The sequence below is a fragment of the Polynucleobacter sp. genome, from assembly GCF_044342855.1.
Taxonomy (GTDB): Bacteria; Pseudomonadota; Gammaproteobacteria; order Burkholderiales; family Burkholderiaceae; genus Polynucleobacter.
In genome coordinates, this window is record NZ_JBIIPA010000002.1 from 61,223 (window position 1) to 80,725 (window position 19,503).

Sequence of the window (19,503 nt, forward strand, 5' to 3'; positions counted from 1 at the left end):
AAGGTTAAGGCAAATTGTATTTGGCCCAGGTGAACAAGACATTTCCGACGTTTTGTCCGCCAGGCACATAGGCAGTCTGAATGCTAAGATCTTTGTAGCTGATTGAGGCAATGGGTAGCACTCCGGGGAAGGGGATGTAGTGCATGATGTCTTGGCGAGACATGATGAAGACAGTAGCTCCAACGCCATACTTCCAGTCGGTGCTATTGCCAATGTTCCACATGGGAATCCATCCATAGCCCACCATGTACTCATAGATTCCGTGCGAGTCTTTGAAGGTCATTCCATAAATGCCCTCCCAATTGCCGCTCTCATTCATTAATCCCTTGCCGAATCCAATGCCCATGGGGTATGAGGTGTATTCATTGATTTTTTCTTGAGAATACGCATAAGGCATGTGATAGGTATAGAGGGGGATGTAAAGCTCGTTACCGCCTTTATCCCAGACGGACTCAAGATGCGTTGTTGTGGTCTGAAACCAATCGGAGATGCTTTCAGCGCGGGAGGCCGCAAATGGCATGAAGAGAAGCAAAAGAACAATGAATCTGCGGCACATAACTAAGAATTTCTGAACTGAGCAAAACACCTGTTAAATGAGGCTGAATGCTGTTTTTGTAATAAACCACCTGAATTGACAACATTATATGTTGCTTTGCAGCAATATTTGCTTGCTAAGCCCAAAATAAGCTATTAATATGGTGCAGTGCAACAAAATAACCCTTTAAAGGAAATCTCATGTTCAAAAATCAATTTGCAGAAAATCAAGCCAAATCCGTAGAAAGCGCCCGTGCATTGGGTCAAACAGCTCTTGAAAATGCTCAAGAATTGGCAGAGATCAATTACCAGGCTGCACAACAGGCCGTAGCAAACGCGCAAGCCAAGGCTGCTGAGCTGTTGAAGGGCAAAGATGCCAAAGCCGCACTAGACCTTCTGCAAAGCCCAGAAGTGCAAGAAGCTGTTGCTGAGGTAGCCGCGTATCAGAAAAAAGTTGCTGCAGTGCTACGTCGCGGTAACCAAGAATTAGTTGAGGCTGTAGAAGCCGCTATTGATCAATCACAAGATGATTTGAAGAGCTTTGTAGCTGCCGCCACTTCAAAAGCACCCGCTGGCTCAGAAGCATATGTAAGTGCCTTTACATCCGCATTCAATACGGCAATGCAAAACTTTGACCAAGTGCGTTCAACAACTCAAGATGCCTTTGCAAACTTTGAGAAAAGTGTAGAAACAGCAATGAAGGCTGCACAGGGTCAATTTGGCCAAGCTCCTAAGGCAGCAAAAAGCCGCGCCAAGTAATTAGTAGATAATAGAAGCACAGAAGGCCCCGTGTAAGCGGGGTTTTTTGTGGCCTTACTTCAAAAAAATTTGAGAAAATAGCCAGATAGCTTTAATAAATACTTAAAGAAGCTCGCTGTTAATTTTTGAGGAAATCGTATGAATCGCATTATGTTGTTGGGAAAAATTCACAGGGCAACCGTTACGGAGGCGGATTTGCATTACGAAGGCTCTTGTGGAATCGATGAAGATTTGCTCGATACCGCTGATATGCGCGAGTTTGAAAAAATCGAGCTCTACAATATCAACAATGGCGAACGTTTCTCCACTTACATCATTAAGGCAAAGCGTGGCTCAGGGGTTATTTCTCTGAATGGTGCCGCAGCACGTAAGGCGCATGTTGGCGACCATCTGATTATTTGCACCTATGGACAGGTGAGCAACGATGAAGTTGCAAAGCATGTTCCTAAAATTGTTTTATTAGATGATGGAAATAGTATTAAAGAAATTAAGAAGGTCAATTAATTATTTTCGATCATTTCTGCCAAACCACCTTCGGGTGGTTTTTTACATTCAAATCTTGATAAGATCGTTCATCTAATTTAATTCTGAATACATCATGAAGCTAGCCCGACTAATTTAGATATTGTTAGCAACCCTACTTATTCTTGGTGCCCGCTCCAAAGAGGAGCAATCTAATGTAATTAAGGTTGCCGTATCTCAAACAATACCCCCCCCATGCTATTTGAAAAGGATGGTAAATATACCGCATAGACTTGGAGATATTTGAGGGCTACTGTAAGTCACGGGGCTGCACATTCAAAATGACTGCCTATGATTGGCTCGGCATGTTGGGCGCGTTGACTAGTGGCCAAGCTGACGTTGCATTCTCCGGGATCTCTATTGCCGATAAACGCAAAGAGATAATGGATTTTTCTAATCCCTATTTCACCAGTACTTGGCAATTGATTCGCTTAAAAAATCGACATATCAAAATTACCGATTTGTCCCAGTTAAAAAATACACTATTGCCTATCCAATTGGCAGCGTATTTGATGACTATGTAAAAACGGTATTGCAACCAAAAGGCTATTATTCGGTAGACCAAGTAAAGCTACACCCATCGCCGGCAGAAGCACTAATTGCATTGCAAAATGGCAATGTGGACTTGGTATTTGTGGACAACGTCATGCTGGTGAATTATCAAAAATCTTTAAATCTCCCGGTTAGCAGTAGTTACCAGGTGGTCGGGTTTGACAATCTGGGATTTGCCTTAAAAAAAGTTTCAAAATTACGCGATGACTTTAATTTATACCTTTCCGAGCTAGGCCCGGAAAAGTTAAAGGCGATTATTAATCGCTGGACGCAATAAATTGAAGTGATTTTCATATATTGGGTTAAAGTGCACCTTAAGCAGATTATTTCAATTATTCGTAAGGAAAAATATGTCCCATCATGACAAGTTAATTGCCGCTTTTGAAGCGTACCAATCAGAGAATGAAAAGTTTCACGGAAAAGGTATTAAAGCTTCTGCTGCAAGAGCCCGTAAAGCATTGCAAGAAATTGCTGGTTCTTGCAAAGAGCGCCGCAAAGAAATTACTGCTGAAAAAGAAGCGCTTGAAGGCAAGCCAAAAAGTGAGGGCATGTCACAAGATGCTGCTCGTCACGCACACATCAGAAAGTAAACTCTTTCTGAAAAGTTAAAAGTCACCTGCGGGTTACTTTTTTGTTTAGAGGTCAACGTTTTCTAGAGTAGGACCCTGAAGATGTCGGGTGTCAGCCCATTGCCCCACTGTCCATCCACTACCTTGACTATGAGTAAGCCAGTTGAGCGATGCATTGGGTACTGAGGCTACTCTATCGGCGCTGAGGACTTGCTTACTGGCAATGCGATACATCATGTCGAGCGTGCCGCCATGACTAACAAGCAAAATGGTTTTACCAGTATGCCGTGCTTGAATTTTATCTAGCGCATTTTGTACGCGCAATGCAAATTGCTGAATACTTTCGCCGCCACCAAGATCATGCTCTAAGTCACGGGCAATATGAGCCTGCCAAATGCCGGGTTCCTGCAGGGGAGCCTCGCTAATTGAAAGCCCTTGAAGTGCGCCAAAATGACGCTCTCGCAAAGCGCTATCGACTTGCACATCCACCCCAAACAATTCAACTACAGCATTTGCGGTGTCAGCCGCCCTCTTGAGATCGCTGGTGTACAAGACATCAAATGTGAGTTTGATATCTTTAAGTGCTTGCGCCATTTGGCGGGCCTGCAATATGCCAGTGGCATTAAGGGGAATATCGGTATGCCCTTGCAAGCGCCTGTCGGCATTCCAGGAAGTTTCGCCATGGCGAATGAGGCATAGTTTGGTTATGGACATACTGCAATATTAAATTGAATTACTTTTCTCCAGGCCCTGAAAATTGAAGAAGGTCTCTGGGGGCAAGTTGTCCAGACTCTAGCGCCTCGGCTCTGAGGCCGCCTCTATCTTTAAATGCACTCATAAAGTCTGGTCTTTTCAGCAAGTTGGCTGGTCGTTGGCATGGTTCACACAACTCAGTGCCTTTAAATGCAAGGCCACCCAAATAGAAAATCTTTCCAACCAGATCATTGAGTTCATCCGCAGAAATGCCGCTGATGATGACATTTCTGCGAGTATCGCCTTCGCCAAAGGGCGTTTGCTGCTTATCCATTAATTGATGCATAGCATCCTCTATACCCTTTAGGGCAATGAGAGAGATGTGGCGTATCTTGAGTTTAGTTTTGGAGAATGCACCTATACCTAGTGCATAACGATCACCCACAATTCCTTCGCCAGCAACGATGTTGGCTTGTGCAATCTGCACCATCGATTCGCCCGCTTGAGGGGCGATGTATATAGAGTGAATTTGAGGGGATGCTTTCATGATGAGAGCATATTACATAAGAAAAAGCCCCGGTAATTTCGGGGCTTAGTACTTAGGCTGCGACAGGCTCAGCGATGGCCGCTGGCGCTGGAGGGCGCTTATTGAGAGCCCTCTGAATCTTTGCCTTTTCTTTAGGTTTGGTGCTGGATTCAAGTAATTTGTTGAGTTGAGCAACGGTAAGTGGGCCCAATTTAGCTTTGCCGGTTTTACTAACCATGGGATCGTTTTTTCTATTTCTTTGATTTTGGCCAACAGCCATATTTTTTCCTAGAGTCTTGGAATGATGAACCTCTGAGCTTGCTCAGCAGACTCCCCTATGTAGGGCGCGGAATAGTGATCACAGATCAGAATAACAGTTAAGCAGTCTAGGCGCTATGATTAGATCATGCTGAATATTCCCAATCTGATTTTTGCCGCCATCATGGGCGGACTCATGTCATTGAGCATTACATTGGTCACGACTTTAGTACGAGTGGGCTTTGCGTCAGATTTCTTATGGGTTTGGTTGGAGGTTTGGTCGGTGGCCTATCCAGTCGCGATTATTTGCATTTTGATCTATCGCCCATTTGCTAGCAAACTCGCTGCAGGCTTAGTGAAGAGGCTTGAGCTATGACTGGGCTGATGTATTTATTAAATAAGGGGGGCTTGAATGAGGCATCTCAAATACGTTTTGCTCTTAGGAATTTTCTTTTTGAGTGCTTGCGCGGCGGTTTACACCGATGCATCAGATTCAAATCACGTCACCTTTTTGAATAGTGATGGTGAATCCATTGGATCGCTAACACCTAAGGCCAATGCGTATTGCACGCAATATGGTAAGACAGCGTCTTTTAGGAAGGGCGATACTCAGTTAGTTGCAGTGTTCGATTGCAATTGGCCGCAATCAAGCCCAAGCTAGATTTATCCGGCGAGATCTGATTGATAGATGAGGCCCGCATGCTCTCTGAGCGCATGGAATTGAATGGATTCCCAGCGCTGCTGAGCAACATCTAGTTCGGATTTGTGGCTAGCCAAAAATACTGAAGCCCCGACAACATCCTCTGCCATGCGGTGAATATTTTCCTGTATGAATTTCTTGAGCGCCACAGGATCATCTGAGCTTACCCAGCGAGCTAGATTATAGCGTGCCGGCAGTAAGCGAACTTCCGCGCCATATTCAGTTTGCAGGCGATGACTTACCACCTCAAACTGCAGCTGTCCAAATGCACCAAGCAGCATGGTGCCCCCGGTCATAGGTCGGAATACTTGAATCGCACCTTCTTCGCCAAGTTGCATTAAGCCTGTGCGCAACTGCTTAGAGCGTAATGGATCAGCGGATTCGACCATGCGGAAAATTTCTGGAGCAAAAAATGGTAAGCCTGTGAATTGCAATTGCTCGCCTTCGGTGAGCGTGTCACCTAGTCTCAGAAGGCCGTGATTTGGTAGTCCAATAATGTCGCCAGGGAAGGCTTCATCCAAGATGTCGCGACGTTGTGACAAAAAGGATAGAGCATTATTGGTGCGCACTTCTTTGCCATTCCGACAAATCTTCAACTTCATACCGCGCTGAAAATGCCCAGAACATATGCGTAAGAAGGCAACGCGATCTCGATGTGCTGGATCCATGTTTGCTTGAATCTTAAACACCACGGCCGAGAATTTATTTTCTGCTGGACTAACTTCACGCTGCAAAGCTTTGCGTGAGCCTGGTGATGGTGCGAGCTCTACTAATGTATTCAGAATTTCGCGTACGCCAAAATTATTAATGGCTGAGCCAAAGAATACTGGCGATTGACGACCAGCTAAAAAGGCTTTCCTGTCAAACGCAGGCATCGCATTTTTAATGAGATCGACTTCAGCAAGCGCATTTTCTAGATCAGTACCTAGACGCTCTTTTAGTGCAGGGTCATTAATGTCAACAATCGCGTGCGAATCTTCAGTCACACGATCTTCGCCTGCCTTGAACATGCGCATTTGCGAGTTAGCGATATCAATCACACCAGCAAATGATTTGCCCATGCCTACAGGCCAAGTAAAGGGAACTACCTCAATGCCTAGCGCAGTTTCAATCTCATCCATGAGTTCCATGGGGGGTTTTACTTCGCGATCCATTTTATTAATGAAGGTCACGATTGGTGTGTTGCGTGCGCGACAGACTTCAAGCAAGCGTAAGGTCTGTGACTCAACGCCATTAGCCGCATCAATCACCATTAGGGCGGAGTCAACTGCAGTCAATACGCGATAAGTATCCTCAGAGAAATCTTGGTGGCCCGGAGTATCGAGAAGATTAATAATGCAATCACGATATTCCATTTGCATTACCGAGCTCGCAACAGAAATACCGCGTTGCTTTTCAATCTCCATCCAGTCGGAGGTTGCGTGACGGCTAGCCTTGCGGGCCTTGACGCTACCAGCAATTTGAATAGCTCCAGCGTACAACAAGAGTTTTTCGGTAAGCGTGGTCTTTCCAGCATCTGGGTGAGAGATGATGGCAAAGCTACGACGTCTTAAAACTTCTGCGCCGGGAGTGCTGGAGGTGATGGTATCGATGGTAATTCTGCGCTTAATCTAATTGACAGGATTATAAGCGTGCGGAGCTTATTAGAATTGCTCTTCAGGCCTTACAAAACGCCATTTTCCAGGGGGTAGGGCGCCCAGAGAAATTCTACCCATGCGAACACGTTTAAGGCCTAGAACTCTCAGGCCAACCATTTCGCACATGCGACGAATTTGACGCTTGCGACCTTCTCTCAGGACAAAACGAAGCTGGTCTTCATTCTGCCAGCTGACTTGAGCCGGCTTTAAAACAACGCCATCCAGTTCCAGACCATGTTTTAGACGATCGAGGCCTTCAAAAGAAAGGGCGCCTTCAACTCGAACCAAATACTCTTTTTCAATCGGACTGTTTTCGCCGATAAGGAGTTTGGCAATACGGCCATCTTGGGTTAGTACCAGCATCCCAGTAGAGTCGATATCGAGGCGACCGGCAGGCGCTAGGCCGCGGGTATTAAAGCGTGGGTTGCGGCCCTTATCAAGCGGGCTAGGAAAGTAATTATCTGGGGTGATCAGCGAGGCGGCCGGTTGGTACTCTTGCTCATCATCATAATGAGATATAAAGCCTACAGGCTTATTCAGAATGACCGTAATCCGAGATGCCTGTTGTGCTTTGGCGCCGGACTGCAATTCAATTTTCTGATGACGAAAAGCCCGTGAGCCTAGCTCGTTAACCACTTCACCATCGACGGTTACCAGGCCCTGCTCAATGTAGGAGTCAGCCTCGCGACGAGAGCATAGGCCCAACTCAGAGAGTAGCTTGGATACGCGTATTTTTTCTTCCATGACCATATTATCGGGCAAGCTGCAAATATGTCAGTTTGATCAGGATTATTACTTGCTTAGAGTGCCATATTTGGCCCATGCCATTAATTCAGCAAAGGAAATGAAATTGACATCCACATTAAAAAAGCCCCCAATTTATAAATCCTTTACTGTCAAGTGGTTGTGGTTGTGGTTGTGGCTGTGGTTGTGGGTGTATTGCTAGGCCATTTATACCCATCCTTGGGTGTGGATATGAAGCCATTTGGCGATGCTTTCATCAAGGGCATCAAGATGCTGATTGCCCTGATTATCTTTTGCACTGTTGTGCTGGGTATTGCGGGCATGGAAGATATGAAGAAGGTGGGCAAGACCGGGGGCTTGGCCCTTCTCTATTTTGAGGTTATGAGCACTATCGCACCCATAGTGGGTCTAGTAGTGGTCAATGTACTCCAGCCAGGTGCGGGCATGAATATTGACCCTGCCAGTTTGGATACTAAGGGAATTGCTGTCTATACGGGTCCGGGCAAGATGGACACGACCACCGAGTTTTTGCTAAATATTATTCCCAACACAGTAGTTGATGCTTTTGCAAAAAGGGAAATTCTGCAGGTGCTATTTATTGCAGTGTTATTTGGTTTTGCATTGCATAAATTTGGCGGTAGAGGGACGATGGTGTTTGACTTGATCGAAAAGACCTCCCATGTTCTTTTTGACATTATTGGCGTCGTCATGAAATTTGCCCCTATTGGCGCCTTTGGCGCAATGGCATTTACGATCGGAAAATATGGAGTGGGCTCTTTATTTTCTTTAGGAAAATTGATGGGTGCGTTTTATATCACCTGTTTACTTTTTGTATTTATCGTTCTTGGAATCATTACGCGCTTGAATGGATTTAACATTTTTAAATTTGTACGCTATATCAAAGAAGGGTTGCTGATTGTTTTGGGAATATCTTCATCAGAGTCAGTTTTGCCGCGAATGATGGAAAAGATGGAGTTGTTAGGGGCAAAGAAAAGCTGCGTCGGTTTAGTTATCCCAACAGGATATTCATTCAATCTGGATGGCGCATCTATTTATTTAACAATGGCAGCAGTATTTATTGCGCAGGCCACAGACACACCCATGACAATTACGCAGCAGGTTACCTTATTGCTAGTCTTGCTTCTGACCTCTAAGGGCGCCGCAGGAGTTACCGGTAGCAGTTTTATTGTATTGGCCGCAACTTTATCTGCGGTCGGGAATGCGCCTGTTGCAGGCTTGGCAATTATCTTGGGCATTGACCGCTTGATGTCTGAGGCTCGCGCACTCACAAATTTAGTTGGCAATGGTGTGACAACTATTGTTGTGGCACGCTGGACGGGAGAGTTAAACCAGCAGCAATTAACGGCTGCACTAAATCGTGATAGTTGGGTTGAGGCCCAGGAACCCGAAGTGATCTTGGATCAAAAGCAAGACAAGATGCGCTAAACACTACCTAGATCAGATCAACGATCTAGGTTCTAACAATGTGAACGCTGCAAGGAGCCTCTTCAACAATCTTTGTCATGGAGGTCCGCCAAGGCGTTACTTTGTTTGGTAGCTTGCGGGATGCCCCAATCAGGATTAGCGAGGCATCATTGTCTTTTGCGAATTCCACAATGCGACTTGCTGGATCAAGCGCCTCTAGTACGTGATACGAAATCCGCTCAGGCGGTAACTTCAAGGGTTTAGCCCATTCCATCAGCTGCACGAGATGGCCTCGCACAATACCGCTGGCAGTTTCACTTTCTTGATTGCCTTCAAAGGTTGGGGTACTTGCAATGGTGCTGAGACACACGAGGCGACTTTCGGGATAGGCCTGTAATAAATTCTTTGCGGTTGTTTGCATACGTTCACGCAAGTCTTCATCCGATTGGCGTGTATCAATCGCCGCAATCATTAATGGGGCATCGTAATTTCCGACGCTAGGGCGCGGGCTTGGGGAGGGCTCGTAACCGGCTGCGCGGAACATGCGTTTGAGGTTTTCCCAAAAGCTCAAAGGGTCAACTCGGTCAGCGCGCTCGGTAAGGGCGACACTCTCATGATCCCGTAAGACTTGACGTAAACGTGTGGCGCTTTGATAGCGATCTGCTGCGCGCGGCTCTAGGCAGCGCAAAATAATTTCTTGCAACCAGCGTGGAATCTCTTTGCGGATGGCACGAGGAGGAAATGCCTGTGCCCACATTCTTTTTCGTAAGCCGCTCATCGACTGTGGGTTCCCAAAGGGTAGCTCACCCGTTAACAACTCATACAGAATGACGCCGATAGAAAAAATATCACTGCGATAGTCAGAGCGAATTCCAGTAACTTGCTCTGGCGAGATGTATGGCGCAGAGCCAATTCCCTTCCGCATTTCTTCTGCGAGTAAGTCAGGGAAGCGCGCATGATGCGATAAGCCAAAGTCAATTAAGGTGAGCTTACCCTTATCATCAATCAGAATATTTTCTGGCTTGATATCTAAATGAATCGCATCTTGTGCATGAAGCGACTGCACTGCTTGTGCCAAGTCAGCCCCAATTTTTACTACTTCATCAATTGAAAAAACTTTACCTTCTTTAATGAAGTCCTCAAGAGGTCGTCCTTCAACACGCTCCATTGCAATATAAGGGCGTGTCGCCATATTGCCAGAGCCGAGATATTTGGGAACATAGGGGCTTTTCAGTGAGCGCAGAATTGTCAACTCAGTTTCAAAGCCAATGAGACTTTCAACAGGCTGGTCACGACCGACCCTCGGAATCTTTAGAAGAATGGGAACATCAATACCTTCTTTGGTTGCGGAGTACAGGCTGGCCATGCCGCCACGATGAACTTCTGTCCCCAGCGTAAACCCGTCAACCACTTTGCCTTCTTGGAAAATCTCATCAACTGCTTCAATATCAGTATTAATCGACATAAATGAATTATTTGCCCGTGATTAGGCGGGTGGCAAGATCTTCCGGCAATCCAGCGCGGCGCACTTTATCAGCCGCTGTAAATTGATCGTAAGGAGTGCGATGAAAGGTGAGTGCCTCTAGCTCTGGTTCGAAAACAGCAAAGCAAGCCTCAGGATTTCCATCTCGCGGTTGACCAAGCGAGCCAACCACTCCAACCCATTGGCGATGACGCATTACTGGAACCTCATCACCAGGGTGAGGGGCAAAACGAATTAACTTACCAACTGCACTTTGATAGAAGAGCGCTTGCTCATGAGTATGGCCGACAAACGTATATGTCTTGCCAGAGCTTTGCACGCAACGCCAAGCACTCATGCTGTCAGTGATGTAATTCCAGTCTGCCGGATTGTGTGCCGATGCATGAACAAAACACATCGCATCTTCTTGAGCCATTAATGGCAAGTCTTTTAAGAATTGCACTTGCGTAGCGTTAAGCTGGGATTTAGTCCACTCAATTGCCGCATTTGCACTCGCATTCATTTGATGGCTGTGGTCTTCAAAGACTGCTTGGTCATGATTGCCTAGAACGGCAATCGCCTTTTTATTGGCAACCATTTCGCCAATACGATCAATCAGTGCGCCGGGGTCTGCGTTGTAGCCAACAATGTCCCCCAAGAAAACCATGCGGGTCACACCCAGCTCTTTAGCCTCCTCCATGCAGGCGTCGAAAGCTTCTAAATTACTATGTAGATCGGCAAATAGCCCAATACGTTCAGTCATCCTTTAATGATAGGACAAAAGCGCTTCGAGAAGAAGGGCTAATAAGGGCCGGCTTCGTTAAATGGCCTATTTTTAAAACGCTTATGAACCCAATAGTATTCAGCGGGTCTGAGCCTGATTTCTCGTTCAAAAATTTGGTTTAAGCGTGCGGTATCTGATTCAGGGCTTTCGGTCGGAAAATTCTCAAGAGGTTTGCTAATAGTGCAAACATAACCAGCCCCATTCTTTTTTAGGGTCGTGGTCATCATGCAGGCTTCTGCCCCCGTAATTTTTGCAAGACGCGATACAGCTGTAATCGTATTAGTTTGAATATTAAAAAAAGGAACGAATGTCGAGTCCTTAAGGCCTAAATCGATATCAGGGGCAATGATGATGAAGCTACCCTTACGAATTTCTCGAATGAGCTCAAGAGAATTTCCTTGGCGGTCAATAGAATTTCCACCAAAGCGATTGCGCCACTCAATAATTTTTCTATTAAAGAAGGGGCTTTTCATTCTTTGGAAAAATCCCGAGGTGCGCGGCCAACCCCTGTCGTCAGCAAGTGCGCTCAAAATAATACTGCCTTCAATGCCAATAAAATGCATGTTCACTAAGATGCGCGGCTTTCTATCGCTCAGATCAACCTCCGACCGAACTTCGATCATGTCCTCTAGCTGTTTTTTGGTACCGAGCCAAATAATACTTTTCTCTACCAGGCTACGACCAAGTAATCGCCAATGCTCTTTTCTAAGTTCGTTAATTTCATTTGAGCTTAGTTCGGGAAAGCACAATTCTAAATTTTTTTGAACCACACGATTGCGATCGCTGGGAATATGTGCCGCAAGATAGCCCAAGCTATAGCCAATAGAGACTAGGGTCTTATAGGGAAGCGATACCAGAAATTGAAGTAGCGCTACCCCAGAATTATTTGAAAAATTTTTAAACAAAACTTAATTTATTCAGAGTCGTAGCGAGATAAGGATTTAGCATAGCGTGCATTCATTTCGTCAGTGGAGCTAATCGACATACCTAAATCATTTACTAGCCCAGTCTCAAGGCGATAAGCCCAACCATGGACCGTTAAATCTTGCCCTCTCGCCCACGCATCTTGAACGATGGTGGTCTCGCAAACGTTGACTACCTGCTCGATAACATTGAGCTCGCACAGGCGATCTTGTCGTTTTGGTGTGGGGATGACTTCACCAAGATAACGCTCATGTTTTTGGTGCACATCCTTAACATGGCGCAACCAGTTGTCAGCCAGACCTATACGCTTGTCTGTCATCGCAGTATGAACGCCAGAACAACCATAATGACCTACCACCAAAATGTGTTTAACCTTCAAGAGATCAATTGCAAATTGAATAACAGATAAACAGTTCAAGTCGGTGTGCACTACTACGTTGGCAACGTTTCGATGAACGAATAATTCGCCCGGAAGAAGGTTGACAATTTCGTTGGCGGGAACACGGCTATCTGAGCAGCCAATCCAGAGATATTCTGGCGCCTGCTGAGAAACTAGACGTTTAAAAAAATCAGCATCTTTGGCGATTTTGGCTTCCGCCCAATCGCGATTATTGGCAAATAGCTGGTCTAGAGCGCTGGAGTTCTTCATAATCATGATTTGAGTTTAAAGTACTTTAATGATGCCTATTTGGTTAAAGCAAACCCCCACTGGCATTGTTCTTAATCTGCACTGCCAACCCGGCGCCAAGTTGACCAAGGTCGTTGGCTTGCATGACGGCTGTCTCAAGATATCCTTGCGGGCCCCAGCCCTAGAAAACAGGGCGAATGAGATGCTGTTGTCTTGGCTTTCAAAGCACTTGAGGGTGCCGCAAAAACAAATTCAACTCTTAACGGGACAAAGTAGCCGCGTAAAGCGAGTAGAGATTTGGGGTTCAATCACTCCAGAGCAGATTATTGAAGCATTAAGCCCATAGAATTTACCAAAAGATAGCCCAGAGAATTCCTAAAATCAAAACCCATTTTCCGATGTAATAAACGCTGCGATGTTTTGCTTTGAGCTTTTTTGCCTGCGCCCTTAGGTGATAAAAGTACTTGAATAGGATGTTTACAAACCCTACCTTCTCTCCTTCAACGTTTTGGGAGGAGGCGGCACTCATTATGTAGCGCCCAAACCAGTGATTGAATAATTGCACCAATTTAGTGTGAACTGGGCGCTCCACATCGCAAAACAAGACAATGCGCTGATAATCCGTCTCATTGGCTGCGTAGTGAATATAAGTTTCATCAAACATGACTGGTTCGCCATCTTTCCAGAAATACCGCTCCCCATCTACATCAATAAAGCACTTGGGATCGTTTGGGGTGACGAGGCCGATGTGATAGCGCAGCGAGCCTGCATAAGGGTCTCTATGGCGTACTAGCGTTGCCCCTGGGGGTAATGAGGCAAACATCGCGGCCTTGATCGAGGGGATCGATATGAGGAGGGCGACAGTTTTAGGACATTGGACTTGTGCAGATGGCATTTCTTTGCCATACCAGTAGAGGTGAAAGCGTTTCCAACCCGTCCGAAAAAAGGAGTTAAATCCAATATCGTTATATCCCGTAGCAGCAGCGATTGCGCCATCTGCGTTTAAAGCAAGTGCTTCATCGCGGATGATCTGCCAATTATCTTGGAGGGGTTTCATCTCAGGAAAGTCTGCAACTGGGATAAATGCCCCAGCCTTAGTTTTCGAGAACAGGTAGAGGAGAGTGTTAACTGGCGCCAAAAGAACTTGGTAGTCTGTAAGTGAGCGCACTACGCCAAATCGGACTTTACCCCTGAAGTAGACATAAACGGCTGAGACAACAAAGATCAAAAAGACGATGTGGCGTAGTTCCATAAGATTTACCAGATAGCGTTAACGCTAGTATTTTAATTTGTATGGAGCGTCATTTCATCCCTATTTTTATAATGAATATGCTCAAATGTTGATTGGGGTCAAAACGGACCGCTATGAATGCACCTATTTAGGGCTGCAGAGATGATTTGTTAAGGAAAACCACATGAATGGATTCGTAAAATGGCTTTTAAGCCTTGTATTGATTGGCTTGGCCAGTTTAGCGGCATATACCTGGATTATGCTCAATTGGAGCTATGGCAGCGGGGAGCGTGCCGGATATGTCCAGAAATTTTCCAACCGAGGTTATGTATGTAAAACTTGGGAAGGCGAATTAGCCATGGTTTCAATGCCGGGAACTATGTCAGAAAAATTCTTCTTTACAGTGCGTGAAGATGCTGTGGCGCAAAAAATTAATGCCAATTTGGGTAAAAAAGTCGCCCTTAAATATGATCAGCACATTGGGTTGCCTACAAGCTGTTTTGGCGATACCGAGTATTTTGTATCTGATGTGGCAGTTATAGAAGAGTAAAAAGCGGCAATAAAAAAATTTGCTGTGACGCAGCTTTATTTTTGTAATTTTTTGTGGTTAAAATCATATCAGCGCAATGTGCGCTGATATCAATATCTATAAGGAGCTTCACTTGAACAAAGCAGAACTAATCGCAGCGATTGCTGACGACGCTGAGATCTCAAAAGCCAAAGCTGAATTTGCATTGAATTCTGCTATTGAGCAAATCATTAAAGCTGTTACTAAAGGCGACTCAGTACAGCTGATCGGTTTCGGTACTTTTGCTTCTGGTAAGCGCGCTGCACGTATGGGTCGTAACCCAAAAACTGGCGAGCCACTCAAAATTGCTGCTGCTAAAACTGTTAAGTTTTCTGCTGGTAAAGCATTTAAAGATTCAGTTAACAAGCGTAAGAAGTAATTCTTGCTTTGTTGATGAAAAAGCCTGGCATGCCGGGCTTTTTTTCTAGAGAGATAGCGCTGTAATCTTGCGTGATTGCCCGATCTAATTTTAGCTTTGCACTAAACGTCGATGTCGATGAATGCTCATCAAAATCCCGGCACCAAATCCCAGCGTTACTAAAGCAGTGCCTCCATAGCTGATGAAGGGTAATGGAACGCCTACAACAGGCAATAGGCCGCTTACCATGCCGATATTGACGAATGCGTAGGTAAAGAAAATTAGCGTCACTGATGCACCTAGTAGTCGCGTAAAAAGATTGGGTGCGCTAGCAGAGATAGCTAGGCCACGTTTAATTAGAGCGAAGAAAAGTGCCAGTAAGACTAGGTTGCCTAATAGGCCAAATTCTTCAGAGAAAACAGCAAAGACAAAGTCAGTATGTTTTTCTGGAATAAATTCAAGATGCGCTTGCGTACCCTGGAACCAGCCTTTGCCAAAAAATCCTCCAGAGCCAATTGCAATCATTGACTGAATTGTATGAAAACCTTTTCCAAGGGGGTCGCTGCTAGGATCGAGCAAAGTGCAAACCCGATGTTTTTGATAGTCATGAACGAATGGCCAAATAACATCCTGTGCGCAAATCATATTGCCAAAAATAATGATCAAGATAATGCCAAAAGCGCCAAGACCAACAAATGGAAGAATCCATTTCCAAGGTAGTCCCGCTAAAATAATCACGTACATACCCGCAGCAAAAACTAAGAGTGCCGTACCCAGGTCGGGTTGACGTGCAATCAGGAATACCGGAATAACAAGGATGATTGTCGCCACCCCATAGTCCCAAGATTTTTGTAGTCCCTCACGTTTTTGAAAGTACCAGGCCAGCATGAGAGGCATTGCAATTTTCATGAGCTCAGAAGGTTGAATCACGAAACCAATATTGAGCCAACGTCGCGCGCCTTTTTTAATTAATCCAAATGCAGCGACTGCAATCAGCAGGGCGACCCCAATTCCATAAATCCATACTGCAGCCATCTCTAACCATTTTGGTGGAATACGAGAGACGATCCACATGACGGCAAATGAAAGCGCTAGGTTACGAAACTCATCTTCAAAGCGAACGGGCGTATTTTGGCTTGCGGATAAAAAGGTAATAAAACCAACTGCCACCAAGCCAAGTAAAATAAGGCCCAGCTGGCGATCTAAACCGCTAAAAATACTAAGAAATATTGCTTTAGTTTTTGTTATGGCGCTCTTTTCCATTCGGGAACCTCCTTAGGCCATTTGCCTTCAAGATAAAAATCTAGCGCCTTCCTGGCAATCGGTGCAGCATACTGTGCGCCGAATCCAGCATTCTCAACGACCATTGCAATGACGATGGTTGGCTTTTCTGCGGGAGCAAAGGCAATATACAAAGCATGGTCGCGTAAAAATTCTGCAGTAGCACCATGTTTATATTCTTTCGAGTTCAAGCTAAATACTTGTGCCGTTCCAGTCTTTCCGCCCACTTGATAACCGGCGCCTTTAAAAACAGAGGCAGAGGTTCCAGAGTTGTTTACCTCAACCATGGCCTTCTTAACTACCTCAATATTCTCCGGAACAAGATCAATGCGATAACTTTCTTTGGGCGTAGCGAGTGTGCGATTTCTTGTGAATGGGTCTTCAATCGCTTTTACTAAGTGTGGCTTCATCACGATGCCATTATTCGCCATATTCGCCATGGCATGTGCCAACTGCAAAATGGTGAATGCGTTATAGCCTTGACCGATTCCAAGAGAAATTGTTTCTCCCTCGTACCATTTTTGCTGCTCTGGTTTCTTGAAGGTATTTTTCTTCCACTCCGTAGATGGCAGAACACCTTTAGATTCGCCCTGTAAGTCGATGCCGGTAATTTGCCCAAAGCCAAATGGTTTCATGAAGTCATGCATCATGTTGACGCCCATATCTCGCGCCAACATGTAGTAGTAGGTATCGCAAGATTCAACGATTGACTTTTGCATATCAACAATGCCGTGCCCACCTTTTTTATCATCACGGAAAGTATGATTTCCAAAATCAAAATAACCTGGATCTGAAATGGTTTGTGACGGTGTGCGCTTTTTGGTCTCTAAAGCAGCAAGCGCCATAAATGGTTTGTATGTTGACCCCGGTGGGTAGATGCCTTTAAGTGGGCGGTTATATAGCGGCTTTTGCGGGGAGTCGTTCAGCTCCTTCCACGTCACTGAATCAATGCCCTCTACGAAATCGTTTGGATTAAAGTTGGGCTTGGATACAAATGCCAAGATGTCACCAGTCTCAGGTTCAATCGCTACGAATGCGCCGCGGAAATTTCCATAAAGTTGTTCAACCAAATATTGCAGTTTGATATCAACTGATAGCACTACATTTTTTCCAGGCACTGATGGCGAGCTAGAGAGTGTTCGTACAGGTTTACCGCCTGCGGTAATTTCTACTTGATCGTAGCCTGGCACTCCACGAAGAACCGTTTCATAGCTTTGCTCTAATCCAATCTTGCCAACGTACTGAATGCCCGGCAAAAAAGAAGTCTGTAGTGCATCTGGATCATCTACTTTGGAGCTATCAATTTCCGCCTGCATTTTCTCTTTATCTCTTTGAGATACGCGTCCGATATAGCCAATTAAATGGGAGGCTAATTCGTTGTATGGGTACTCTCGAAAACTGCGGGCGCGGATCTCAACTCCAGGAAATCGGTAGCGATTGGCCATAAATCGGGCTGTTTCAGCCTCAGTAAGCATCGATCTAAGTGGAAAAGTGCCCATTTTTCGAGAATCTTCCAGGGAGCGCTTGAAATTTCGGCGATCTCGCGGCGAAATCAGCACAATTTGAGACAGCTCGTCGATGAGTTCATCCACATTGCCTTTAACTTCTTCGGCATTCACATCCAAGGTCAGCGCTGAATAGTTTCTGCCAATGACAATGCCATTGCGATCTATCAGCAGACCCCGATTCGCTGGGGCGGGTACAAGGGCAATGCGATTATTCTCAGCCAATAAGGCATATTTGCCATAGCTCACGAGCTGTAGCCATACCAGTCGTGTAATTAATAATAAGAGGCAGAAGGTAACAAATAGAGTCGCAATATGAATGCGCCCTTGAAACGAGTCGAGATCTGGTTTTTTAAACGAAACCATGCCGCCCTCTAAATTGGACGATTGTGATCAACGTCAATGGGGCGACGTTGAGGCGACAACAAGATGCGTGTTGCCACGGGCCATAGCAATGCCTCAATCAAAGCCTGAATGGCGCCAGTTAGGGCCCACCAATGCACCTCACCACTTAATAGCCAATGAGCTAGCACTGGAAACAATGAAACTAATAAGAAGATGGGCAAAAGATGCAGGGCTTGCGTTAGAACTGTTAAGGCGATGATCCGACGATGCCAAGAGATGGCAAGGTAGGCGACCAATGAGTAGCTAAAAGCATGAAGACCTAGCAAATCAGAATTGTGGACATCCATCAAGAGTCCAAGAATGAAGGCGATGATGACGCCAACATAGCGATGCTGATGGATGTTCCAGAACACGATGCAAATAATGAGCCAGTCTGGCACCCAGCCGTAATTACCAATTGGCAGAAGATTTAACAGCAGGGCGCAAAACAAGCTGAAATAAATAAAGACCGGATTCACCGGGCGCAGAATGTAGCCGCTTTGAAAATCGATCATTGCATGCCTCGCGCACGAGTTTGACGGCGACCCGGAGTATTGGTTAGTGGCGCACCAGGCTTGCTAGTGGCTGTTGATGCTTTTGCATCCCACTGTGGATCGTAAAGCAGGGCTAAAGCTTGGCGGTAGCGATTCACCGCTGCAACTGGTACGCAAAATACATTTGAGGAGTTTTTGTCGGCATTACGTTCAATGCGGCTGATTACTGCCACCGCAAAGCCGGGCGGGTAAATGCCATCAATGCCTGAGGTAATGAGTACATCACCCACTTCTAAATCGCTGGCCACAGGAAGATAGCGAAGTTCAAGCGGGTTGCCGCGCCCCGCACCAAATACTGCTGCTCTTAAGCCATTGCGAGCTACCTGAACTGATACCGCAAAGTCACGATCTTCTAGTAAAGAGACTTCTGCAGAGCGATCGTAAATGCGCACTACTTGGCCTAAGATACCGGAGTCATTTGCAATGGGGTTGCCCAGCTTCAGGCCATCGTCGCTCCCACGATTAATCACAATGCGCTGAGAAATTGGATTGGGTGGATTAAATAAAATTTCTACTGGTAATGTTTTAAATGGAACGTGCTTTTGTAAATCCATTAGCTGACGTAGATTTTGATTTTCTACAAGAAGAAATTCAGATTGGTTTGCAAGTAAAGAGAGCTCTGCTTGACGCACTTTCATTTCTTGATTTTCTTTGTCGAGCGTTCCGCGACTTGTGAAATATTCTGATGTCGCTTCATACGCATTGCGCGGCATCATCATCGCATACTCTAGCGGGCGCAATATCCAATTGACGTTACTGCGAATCGGATCAAGCGCCTTAAAGCGAAAATCGATCAACATCAATGCGATGCTGATCGATAGACAGACAATCAGTTTGACTAAAGCCGGAACGCCTTGTCTGAAAAGAGGGGGGGCGCTATGTTGCAATTCCCTAATCGACGCTTA

Annotated in this window: 26 protein-coding genes; 11 read left to right on the forward strand and 15 right to left on the reverse strand. The window is 45.6% G+C overall.

All coding sequences use genetic code 11. The annotated features are described in order from the left end of the window. Nucleotides 1-4: 4 nt before the first annotated feature. A complete protein-coding gene (gene pagP / locus ACIQZ3_RS01210; protein ID WP_397389756.1) occupies nucleotides 5-556 on the reverse strand; it encodes a lipid IV(A) palmitoyltransferase PagP in 552 nt (183 codons plus the stop codon). Nucleotides 557-735: 179 nt separating this feature from the next. Between pagP and ACIQZ3_RS01215 the strand changes: the two genes are divergently transcribed. The 5 genes from ACIQZ3_RS01215 to ACIQZ3_RS01235 all read left to right on the forward strand — a co-directional run bounded on the left by ACIQZ3_RS01215 (nucleotide 736) and on the right by ACIQZ3_RS01235 (nucleotide 2,957). Then, nucleotides 736-1,293, forward strand: a complete 558-nt coding sequence (locus ACIQZ3_RS01215) for a phasin family protein (protein WP_397389757.1) — start codon at nucleotides 736-738, stop codon at nucleotides 1,291-1,293. A gap of 138 nt (nucleotides 1,294-1,431) precedes the next feature. Then, nucleotides 1,432-1,797, forward strand: coding sequence for an aspartate 1-decarboxylase (panD, locus tag ACIQZ3_RS01220; RefSeq protein ID WP_397389758.1), 366 nt, complete (start codon nucleotides 1,432-1,434; stop codon nucleotides 1,795-1,797). 299 nt (nucleotides 1,798-2,096) lie between these two features. Next, the gene (locus ACIQZ3_RS01225) at nucleotides 2,097-2,339 is read left to right on the forward strand and encodes a transporter substrate-binding domain-containing protein (RefSeq protein WP_397389759.1); all 243 of its coding nucleotides are present in this window, start codon (nucleotides 2,097-2,099) and stop codon (nucleotides 2,337-2,339) included. A gap of 8 nt (nucleotides 2,340-2,347) precedes the next feature. Then, nucleotides 2,348-2,644, forward strand: coding sequence for a hypothetical protein (locus ACIQZ3_RS01230; protein ID WP_397389760.1), 297 nt, complete (start codon nucleotides 2,348-2,350; stop codon nucleotides 2,642-2,644). Between the two features lie 73 nt (nucleotides 2,645-2,717). Continuing rightward, nucleotides 2,718-2,957 (forward strand): hypothetical protein, encoded by a 240-nt coding sequence (locus ACIQZ3_RS01235; RefSeq protein ID WP_397389761.1) that lies wholly within the window; start codon nucleotides 2,718-2,720, stop codon nucleotides 2,955-2,957. Between the two features lie 45 nt (nucleotides 2,958-3,002). Here ACIQZ3_RS01235 and ACIQZ3_RS01240 read toward each other — a convergent pair whose 3' ends face one another. The 3 genes from ACIQZ3_RS01240 to ACIQZ3_RS01250 are packed head-to-tail and all read right to left on the reverse strand — an operon-like array spanning nucleotide 3,003 to nucleotide 4,435. Further along, complete coding sequence (locus tag ACIQZ3_RS01240; RefSeq protein WP_397389762.1) at nucleotides 3,003-3,650, reverse strand: histidine phosphatase family protein; 648 nt, start codon at nucleotides 3,648-3,650, stop codon at nucleotides 3,003-3,005. A 19-nt stretch (nucleotides 3,651-3,669) separates the two neighbouring features. After that, a complete protein-coding gene (locus tag ACIQZ3_RS01245; RefSeq protein ID WP_397389763.1) occupies nucleotides 3,670-4,176 on the reverse strand; it encodes an MOSC domain-containing protein in 507 nt (168 codons plus the stop codon). A gap of 52 nt (nucleotides 4,177-4,228) precedes the next feature. Further along, nucleotides 4,229-4,435: a hypothetical protein gene (locus tag ACIQZ3_RS01250; RefSeq protein WP_397389764.1), complete on the reverse strand. Its 207-nt coding sequence runs from the start codon at nucleotides 4,433-4,435 to the stop codon at nucleotides 4,229-4,231. Between the two features lie 126 nt (nucleotides 4,436-4,561). Between ACIQZ3_RS01250 and ACIQZ3_RS01255 the strand changes: the two genes are divergently transcribed. Beyond that, on the forward strand, nucleotides 4,562-4,789 hold the full coding sequence (locus ACIQZ3_RS01255) for a DUF2798 domain-containing protein (protein WP_397389765.1): 228 nt from the start codon (nucleotides 4,562-4,564) through the stop codon (nucleotides 4,787-4,789). 36 nt (nucleotides 4,790-4,825) lie between these two features. Then, complete coding sequence (locus tag ACIQZ3_RS01260) at nucleotides 4,826-5,074, forward strand: hypothetical protein (protein ID WP_397389766.1); 249 nt, start codon at nucleotides 4,826-4,828, stop codon at nucleotides 5,072-5,074. 2 nt (nucleotides 5,075-5,076) lie between these two features. Here ACIQZ3_RS01260 and ACIQZ3_RS01265 read toward each other — a convergent pair whose 3' ends face one another. Together ACIQZ3_RS01265 and ACIQZ3_RS01270 are read right to left on the reverse strand one after the other, a co-directional pair. Then, nucleotides 5,077-6,696 (reverse strand): peptide chain release factor 3, encoded by a 1,620-nt coding sequence (locus tag ACIQZ3_RS01265; protein WP_397389843.1) that lies wholly within the window; start codon nucleotides 6,694-6,696, stop codon nucleotides 5,077-5,079. 60 nt (nucleotides 6,697-6,756) lie between these two features. Further along, nucleotides 6,757-7,494 carry a pseudouridine synthase gene (locus ACIQZ3_RS01270; RefSeq protein ID WP_397389844.1) on the reverse strand — a complete coding sequence of 246 codons (738 nt, stop codon included), beginning with the start codon at nucleotides 7,492-7,494 and terminating at the stop codon, nucleotides 6,757-6,759. 162 nt (nucleotides 7,495-7,656) lie between these two features. Here ACIQZ3_RS01270 and ACIQZ3_RS01275 point away from each other — a divergent pair, with 162 nt between their 5' ends. Next, nucleotides 7,657-8,940: a dicarboxylate/amino acid:cation symporter gene (locus ACIQZ3_RS01275; RefSeq protein WP_397389767.1), complete on the forward strand. Its 1,284-nt coding sequence runs from the start codon at nucleotides 7,657-7,659 to the stop codon at nucleotides 8,938-8,940. 25 nt (nucleotides 8,941-8,965) lie between these two features. Here the strand turns inward: ACIQZ3_RS01275 and ACIQZ3_RS01280 are convergent, their stop codons facing one another. The 4 genes from ACIQZ3_RS01280 to can are packed head-to-tail and all read right to left on the reverse strand — an operon-like array spanning nucleotide 8,966 to nucleotide 12,744. Continuing rightward, nucleotides 8,966-10,384 carry a serine/threonine protein kinase gene (locus ACIQZ3_RS01280; protein ID WP_397389768.1) on the reverse strand — a complete coding sequence of 473 codons (1,419 nt, stop codon included), beginning with the start codon at nucleotides 10,382-10,384 and terminating at the stop codon, nucleotides 8,966-8,968. A 7-nt stretch (nucleotides 10,385-10,391) separates the two neighbouring features. Then, on the reverse strand, nucleotides 10,392-11,144 hold the full coding sequence (locus ACIQZ3_RS01285) for a metallophosphoesterase family protein (protein WP_397389769.1): 753 nt from the start codon (nucleotides 11,142-11,144) through the stop codon (nucleotides 10,392-10,394). Between the two features lie 38 nt (nucleotides 11,145-11,182). Beyond that, nucleotides 11,183-12,070 (reverse strand): lipid A biosynthesis acyltransferase, encoded by an 888-nt coding sequence (locus tag ACIQZ3_RS01290; RefSeq protein WP_397389770.1) that lies wholly within the window; start codon nucleotides 12,068-12,070, stop codon nucleotides 11,183-11,185. Nucleotides 12,071-12,078: 8 nt separating this feature from the next. Continuing rightward, entirely contained in the window at nucleotides 12,079-12,744 is a 666-nt protein-coding gene (can, locus tag ACIQZ3_RS01295) for a carbonate dehydratase (protein ID WP_397389771.1), read from the reverse strand. Between the two features lie 25 nt (nucleotides 12,745-12,769). On the opposite strand from can, the gene ACIQZ3_RS01300 reads away from it, so the two are divergent. Continuing rightward, nucleotides 12,770-13,063: a DUF167 domain-containing protein gene (locus tag ACIQZ3_RS01300; protein ID WP_397389772.1), complete on the forward strand. Its 294-nt coding sequence runs from the start codon at nucleotides 12,770-12,772 to the stop codon at nucleotides 13,061-13,063. Between the two features lie 3 nt (nucleotides 13,064-13,066). Here ACIQZ3_RS01300 and ACIQZ3_RS01305 read toward each other — a convergent pair whose 3' ends face one another. Next, a complete protein-coding gene (locus ACIQZ3_RS01305) occupies nucleotides 13,067-13,969 on the reverse strand; it encodes an aspartyl/asparaginyl beta-hydroxylase domain-containing protein (protein WP_397389773.1) in 903 nt (300 codons plus the stop codon). Between the two features lie 163 nt (nucleotides 13,970-14,132). Here ACIQZ3_RS01305 and ACIQZ3_RS01310 point away from each other — a divergent pair, with 163 nt between their 5' ends. Further along, nucleotides 14,133-14,498 (forward strand): hypothetical protein, encoded by a 366-nt coding sequence (locus ACIQZ3_RS01310; RefSeq protein WP_397389774.1) that lies wholly within the window; start codon nucleotides 14,133-14,135, stop codon nucleotides 14,496-14,498. 76 nt (nucleotides 14,499-14,574) lie between these two features. Beyond that, nucleotides 14,575-14,895, forward strand: a complete 321-nt coding sequence (locus ACIQZ3_RS01315) for an HU family DNA-binding protein (RefSeq protein WP_143742185.1) — start codon at nucleotides 14,575-14,577, stop codon at nucleotides 14,893-14,895. Nucleotides 14,896-14,985: 90 nt separating this feature from the next. On the opposite strand, the gene rodA is transcribed toward ACIQZ3_RS01315, so the two are convergent. The 4 genes from rodA to mreC are packed head-to-tail and all read right to left on the reverse strand — an operon-like array spanning nucleotide 14,986 to nucleotide 19,485. After that, the gene (gene rodA, locus ACIQZ3_RS01320; RefSeq protein WP_397389775.1) at nucleotides 14,986-16,137 is read right to left on the reverse strand and encodes a rod shape-determining protein RodA; all 1,152 of its coding nucleotides are present in this window, start codon (nucleotides 16,135-16,137) and stop codon (nucleotides 14,986-14,988) included. After that, nucleotides 16,119-18,026 carry a penicillin-binding protein 2 gene (mrdA, locus tag ACIQZ3_RS01325; protein WP_397389776.1) on the reverse strand — a complete coding sequence of 636 codons (1,908 nt, stop codon included), beginning with the start codon at nucleotides 18,024-18,026 and terminating at the stop codon, nucleotides 16,119-16,121. The genes rodA and mrdA overlap by 19 nt, the downstream gene beginning before the upstream one ends. Before the next feature lie 8 nt (nucleotides 18,027-18,034). Continuing rightward, nucleotides 18,035-18,559, reverse strand: a complete 525-nt coding sequence (gene mreD, locus ACIQZ3_RS01330; RefSeq protein ID WP_397389777.1) for a rod shape-determining protein MreD — start codon at nucleotides 18,557-18,559, stop codon at nucleotides 18,035-18,037. After that, on the reverse strand, nucleotides 18,556-19,485 hold the full coding sequence (gene mreC, locus ACIQZ3_RS01335; protein ID WP_397389778.1) for a rod shape-determining protein MreC: 930 nt from the start codon (nucleotides 19,483-19,485) through the stop codon (nucleotides 18,556-18,558). The genes mreD and mreC overlap by 4 nt, the downstream gene beginning before the upstream one ends. Between the last annotated feature and the right edge of the window lie 18 nt (nucleotides 19,486-19,503).

Bases quoted from the DNA above. Each gene is read 5' to 3' on its own strand.
- pagP (WP_397389756.1), bottom strand. From the start codon at position 556: ATGTGCCGCAGATTCATTGTTCTTTTGCTTCTCTTCATGCCATTTGCG.
- ACIQZ3_RS01215 (WP_397389757.1), top strand. From the start codon at position 736: ATGTTCAAAAATCAATTTGCAGAAAATCAAGCCAAATCCGTAGAAAGC.
- panD (WP_397389758.1), top strand. From the start codon at position 1,432: ATGAATCGCATTATGTTGTTGGGAAAAATTCACAGGGCAACCGTTACG.
- ACIQZ3_RS01225 (WP_397389759.1), top strand. From the start codon at position 2,097: ATGACTGCCTATGATTGGCTCGGCATGTTGGGCGCGTTGACTAGTGGC.
- ACIQZ3_RS01235 (WP_397389761.1), top strand. From the start codon at position 2,718: ATGTCCCATCATGACAAGTTAATTGCCGCTTTTGAAGCGTACCAATCA.
- ACIQZ3_RS01240 (WP_397389762.1), bottom strand. From the start codon at position 3,650: ATGTCCATAACCAAACTATGCCTCATTCGCCATGGCGAAACTTCCTGG.
- ACIQZ3_RS01245 (WP_397389763.1), bottom strand. From the start codon at position 4,176: ATGAAAGCATCCCCTCAAATTCACTCTATATACATCGCCCCTCAAGCG.
- ACIQZ3_RS01250 (WP_397389764.1), bottom strand. From the start codon at position 4,435: ATGGCTGTTGGCCAAAATCAAAGAAATAGAAAAAACGATCCCATGGTT.
- ACIQZ3_RS01255 (WP_397389765.1), top strand. From the start codon at position 4,562: ATGCTGAATATTCCCAATCTGATTTTTGCCGCCATCATGGGCGGACTC.
- ACIQZ3_RS01260 (WP_397389766.1), top strand. From the start codon at position 4,826: ATGAGGCATCTCAAATACGTTTTGCTCTTAGGAATTTTCTTTTTGAGT.
- ACIQZ3_RS01270 (WP_397389844.1), bottom strand. From the start codon at position 7,494: ATGGAAGAAAAAATACGCGTATCCAAGCTACTCTCTGAGTTGGGCCTA.
- ACIQZ3_RS01280 (WP_397389768.1), bottom strand. From the start codon at position 10,384: ATGTCGATTAATACTGATATTGAAGCAGTTGATGAGATTTTCCAAGAA.
- ACIQZ3_RS01285 (WP_397389769.1), bottom strand. From the start codon at position 11,144: ATGACTGAACGTATTGGGCTATTTGCCGATCTACATAGTAATTTAGAA.
- can (WP_397389771.1), bottom strand. From the start codon at position 12,744: ATGATTATGAAGAACTCCAGCGCTCTAGACCAGCTATTTGCCAATAAT.
- ACIQZ3_RS01300 (WP_397389772.1), top strand. From the start codon at position 12,770: ATGCCTATTTGGTTAAAGCAAACCCCCACTGGCATTGTTCTTAATCTG.
- ACIQZ3_RS01305 (WP_397389773.1), bottom strand. From the start codon at position 13,969: ATGGAACTACGCCACATCGTCTTTTTGATCTTTGTTGTCTCAGCCGTT.
- ACIQZ3_RS01310 (WP_397389774.1), top strand. From the start codon at position 14,133: ATGAATGGATTCGTAAAATGGCTTTTAAGCCTTGTATTGATTGGCTTG.
- ACIQZ3_RS01315 (WP_143742185.1), top strand. From the start codon at position 14,575: ATGTGCGCTGATATCAATATCTATAAGGAGCTTCACTTGAACAAAGCA.
- rodA (WP_397389775.1), bottom strand. From the start codon at position 16,137: ATGGAAAAGAGCGCCATAACAAAAACTAAAGCAATATTTCTTAGTATT.
- mrdA (WP_397389776.1), bottom strand. From the start codon at position 18,026: ATGGTTTCGTTTAAAAAACCAGATCTCGACTCGTTTCAAGGGCGCATT.
- mreD (WP_397389777.1), bottom strand. From the start codon at position 18,559: ATGATCGATTTTCAAAGCGGCTACATTCTGCGCCCGGTGAATCCGGTC.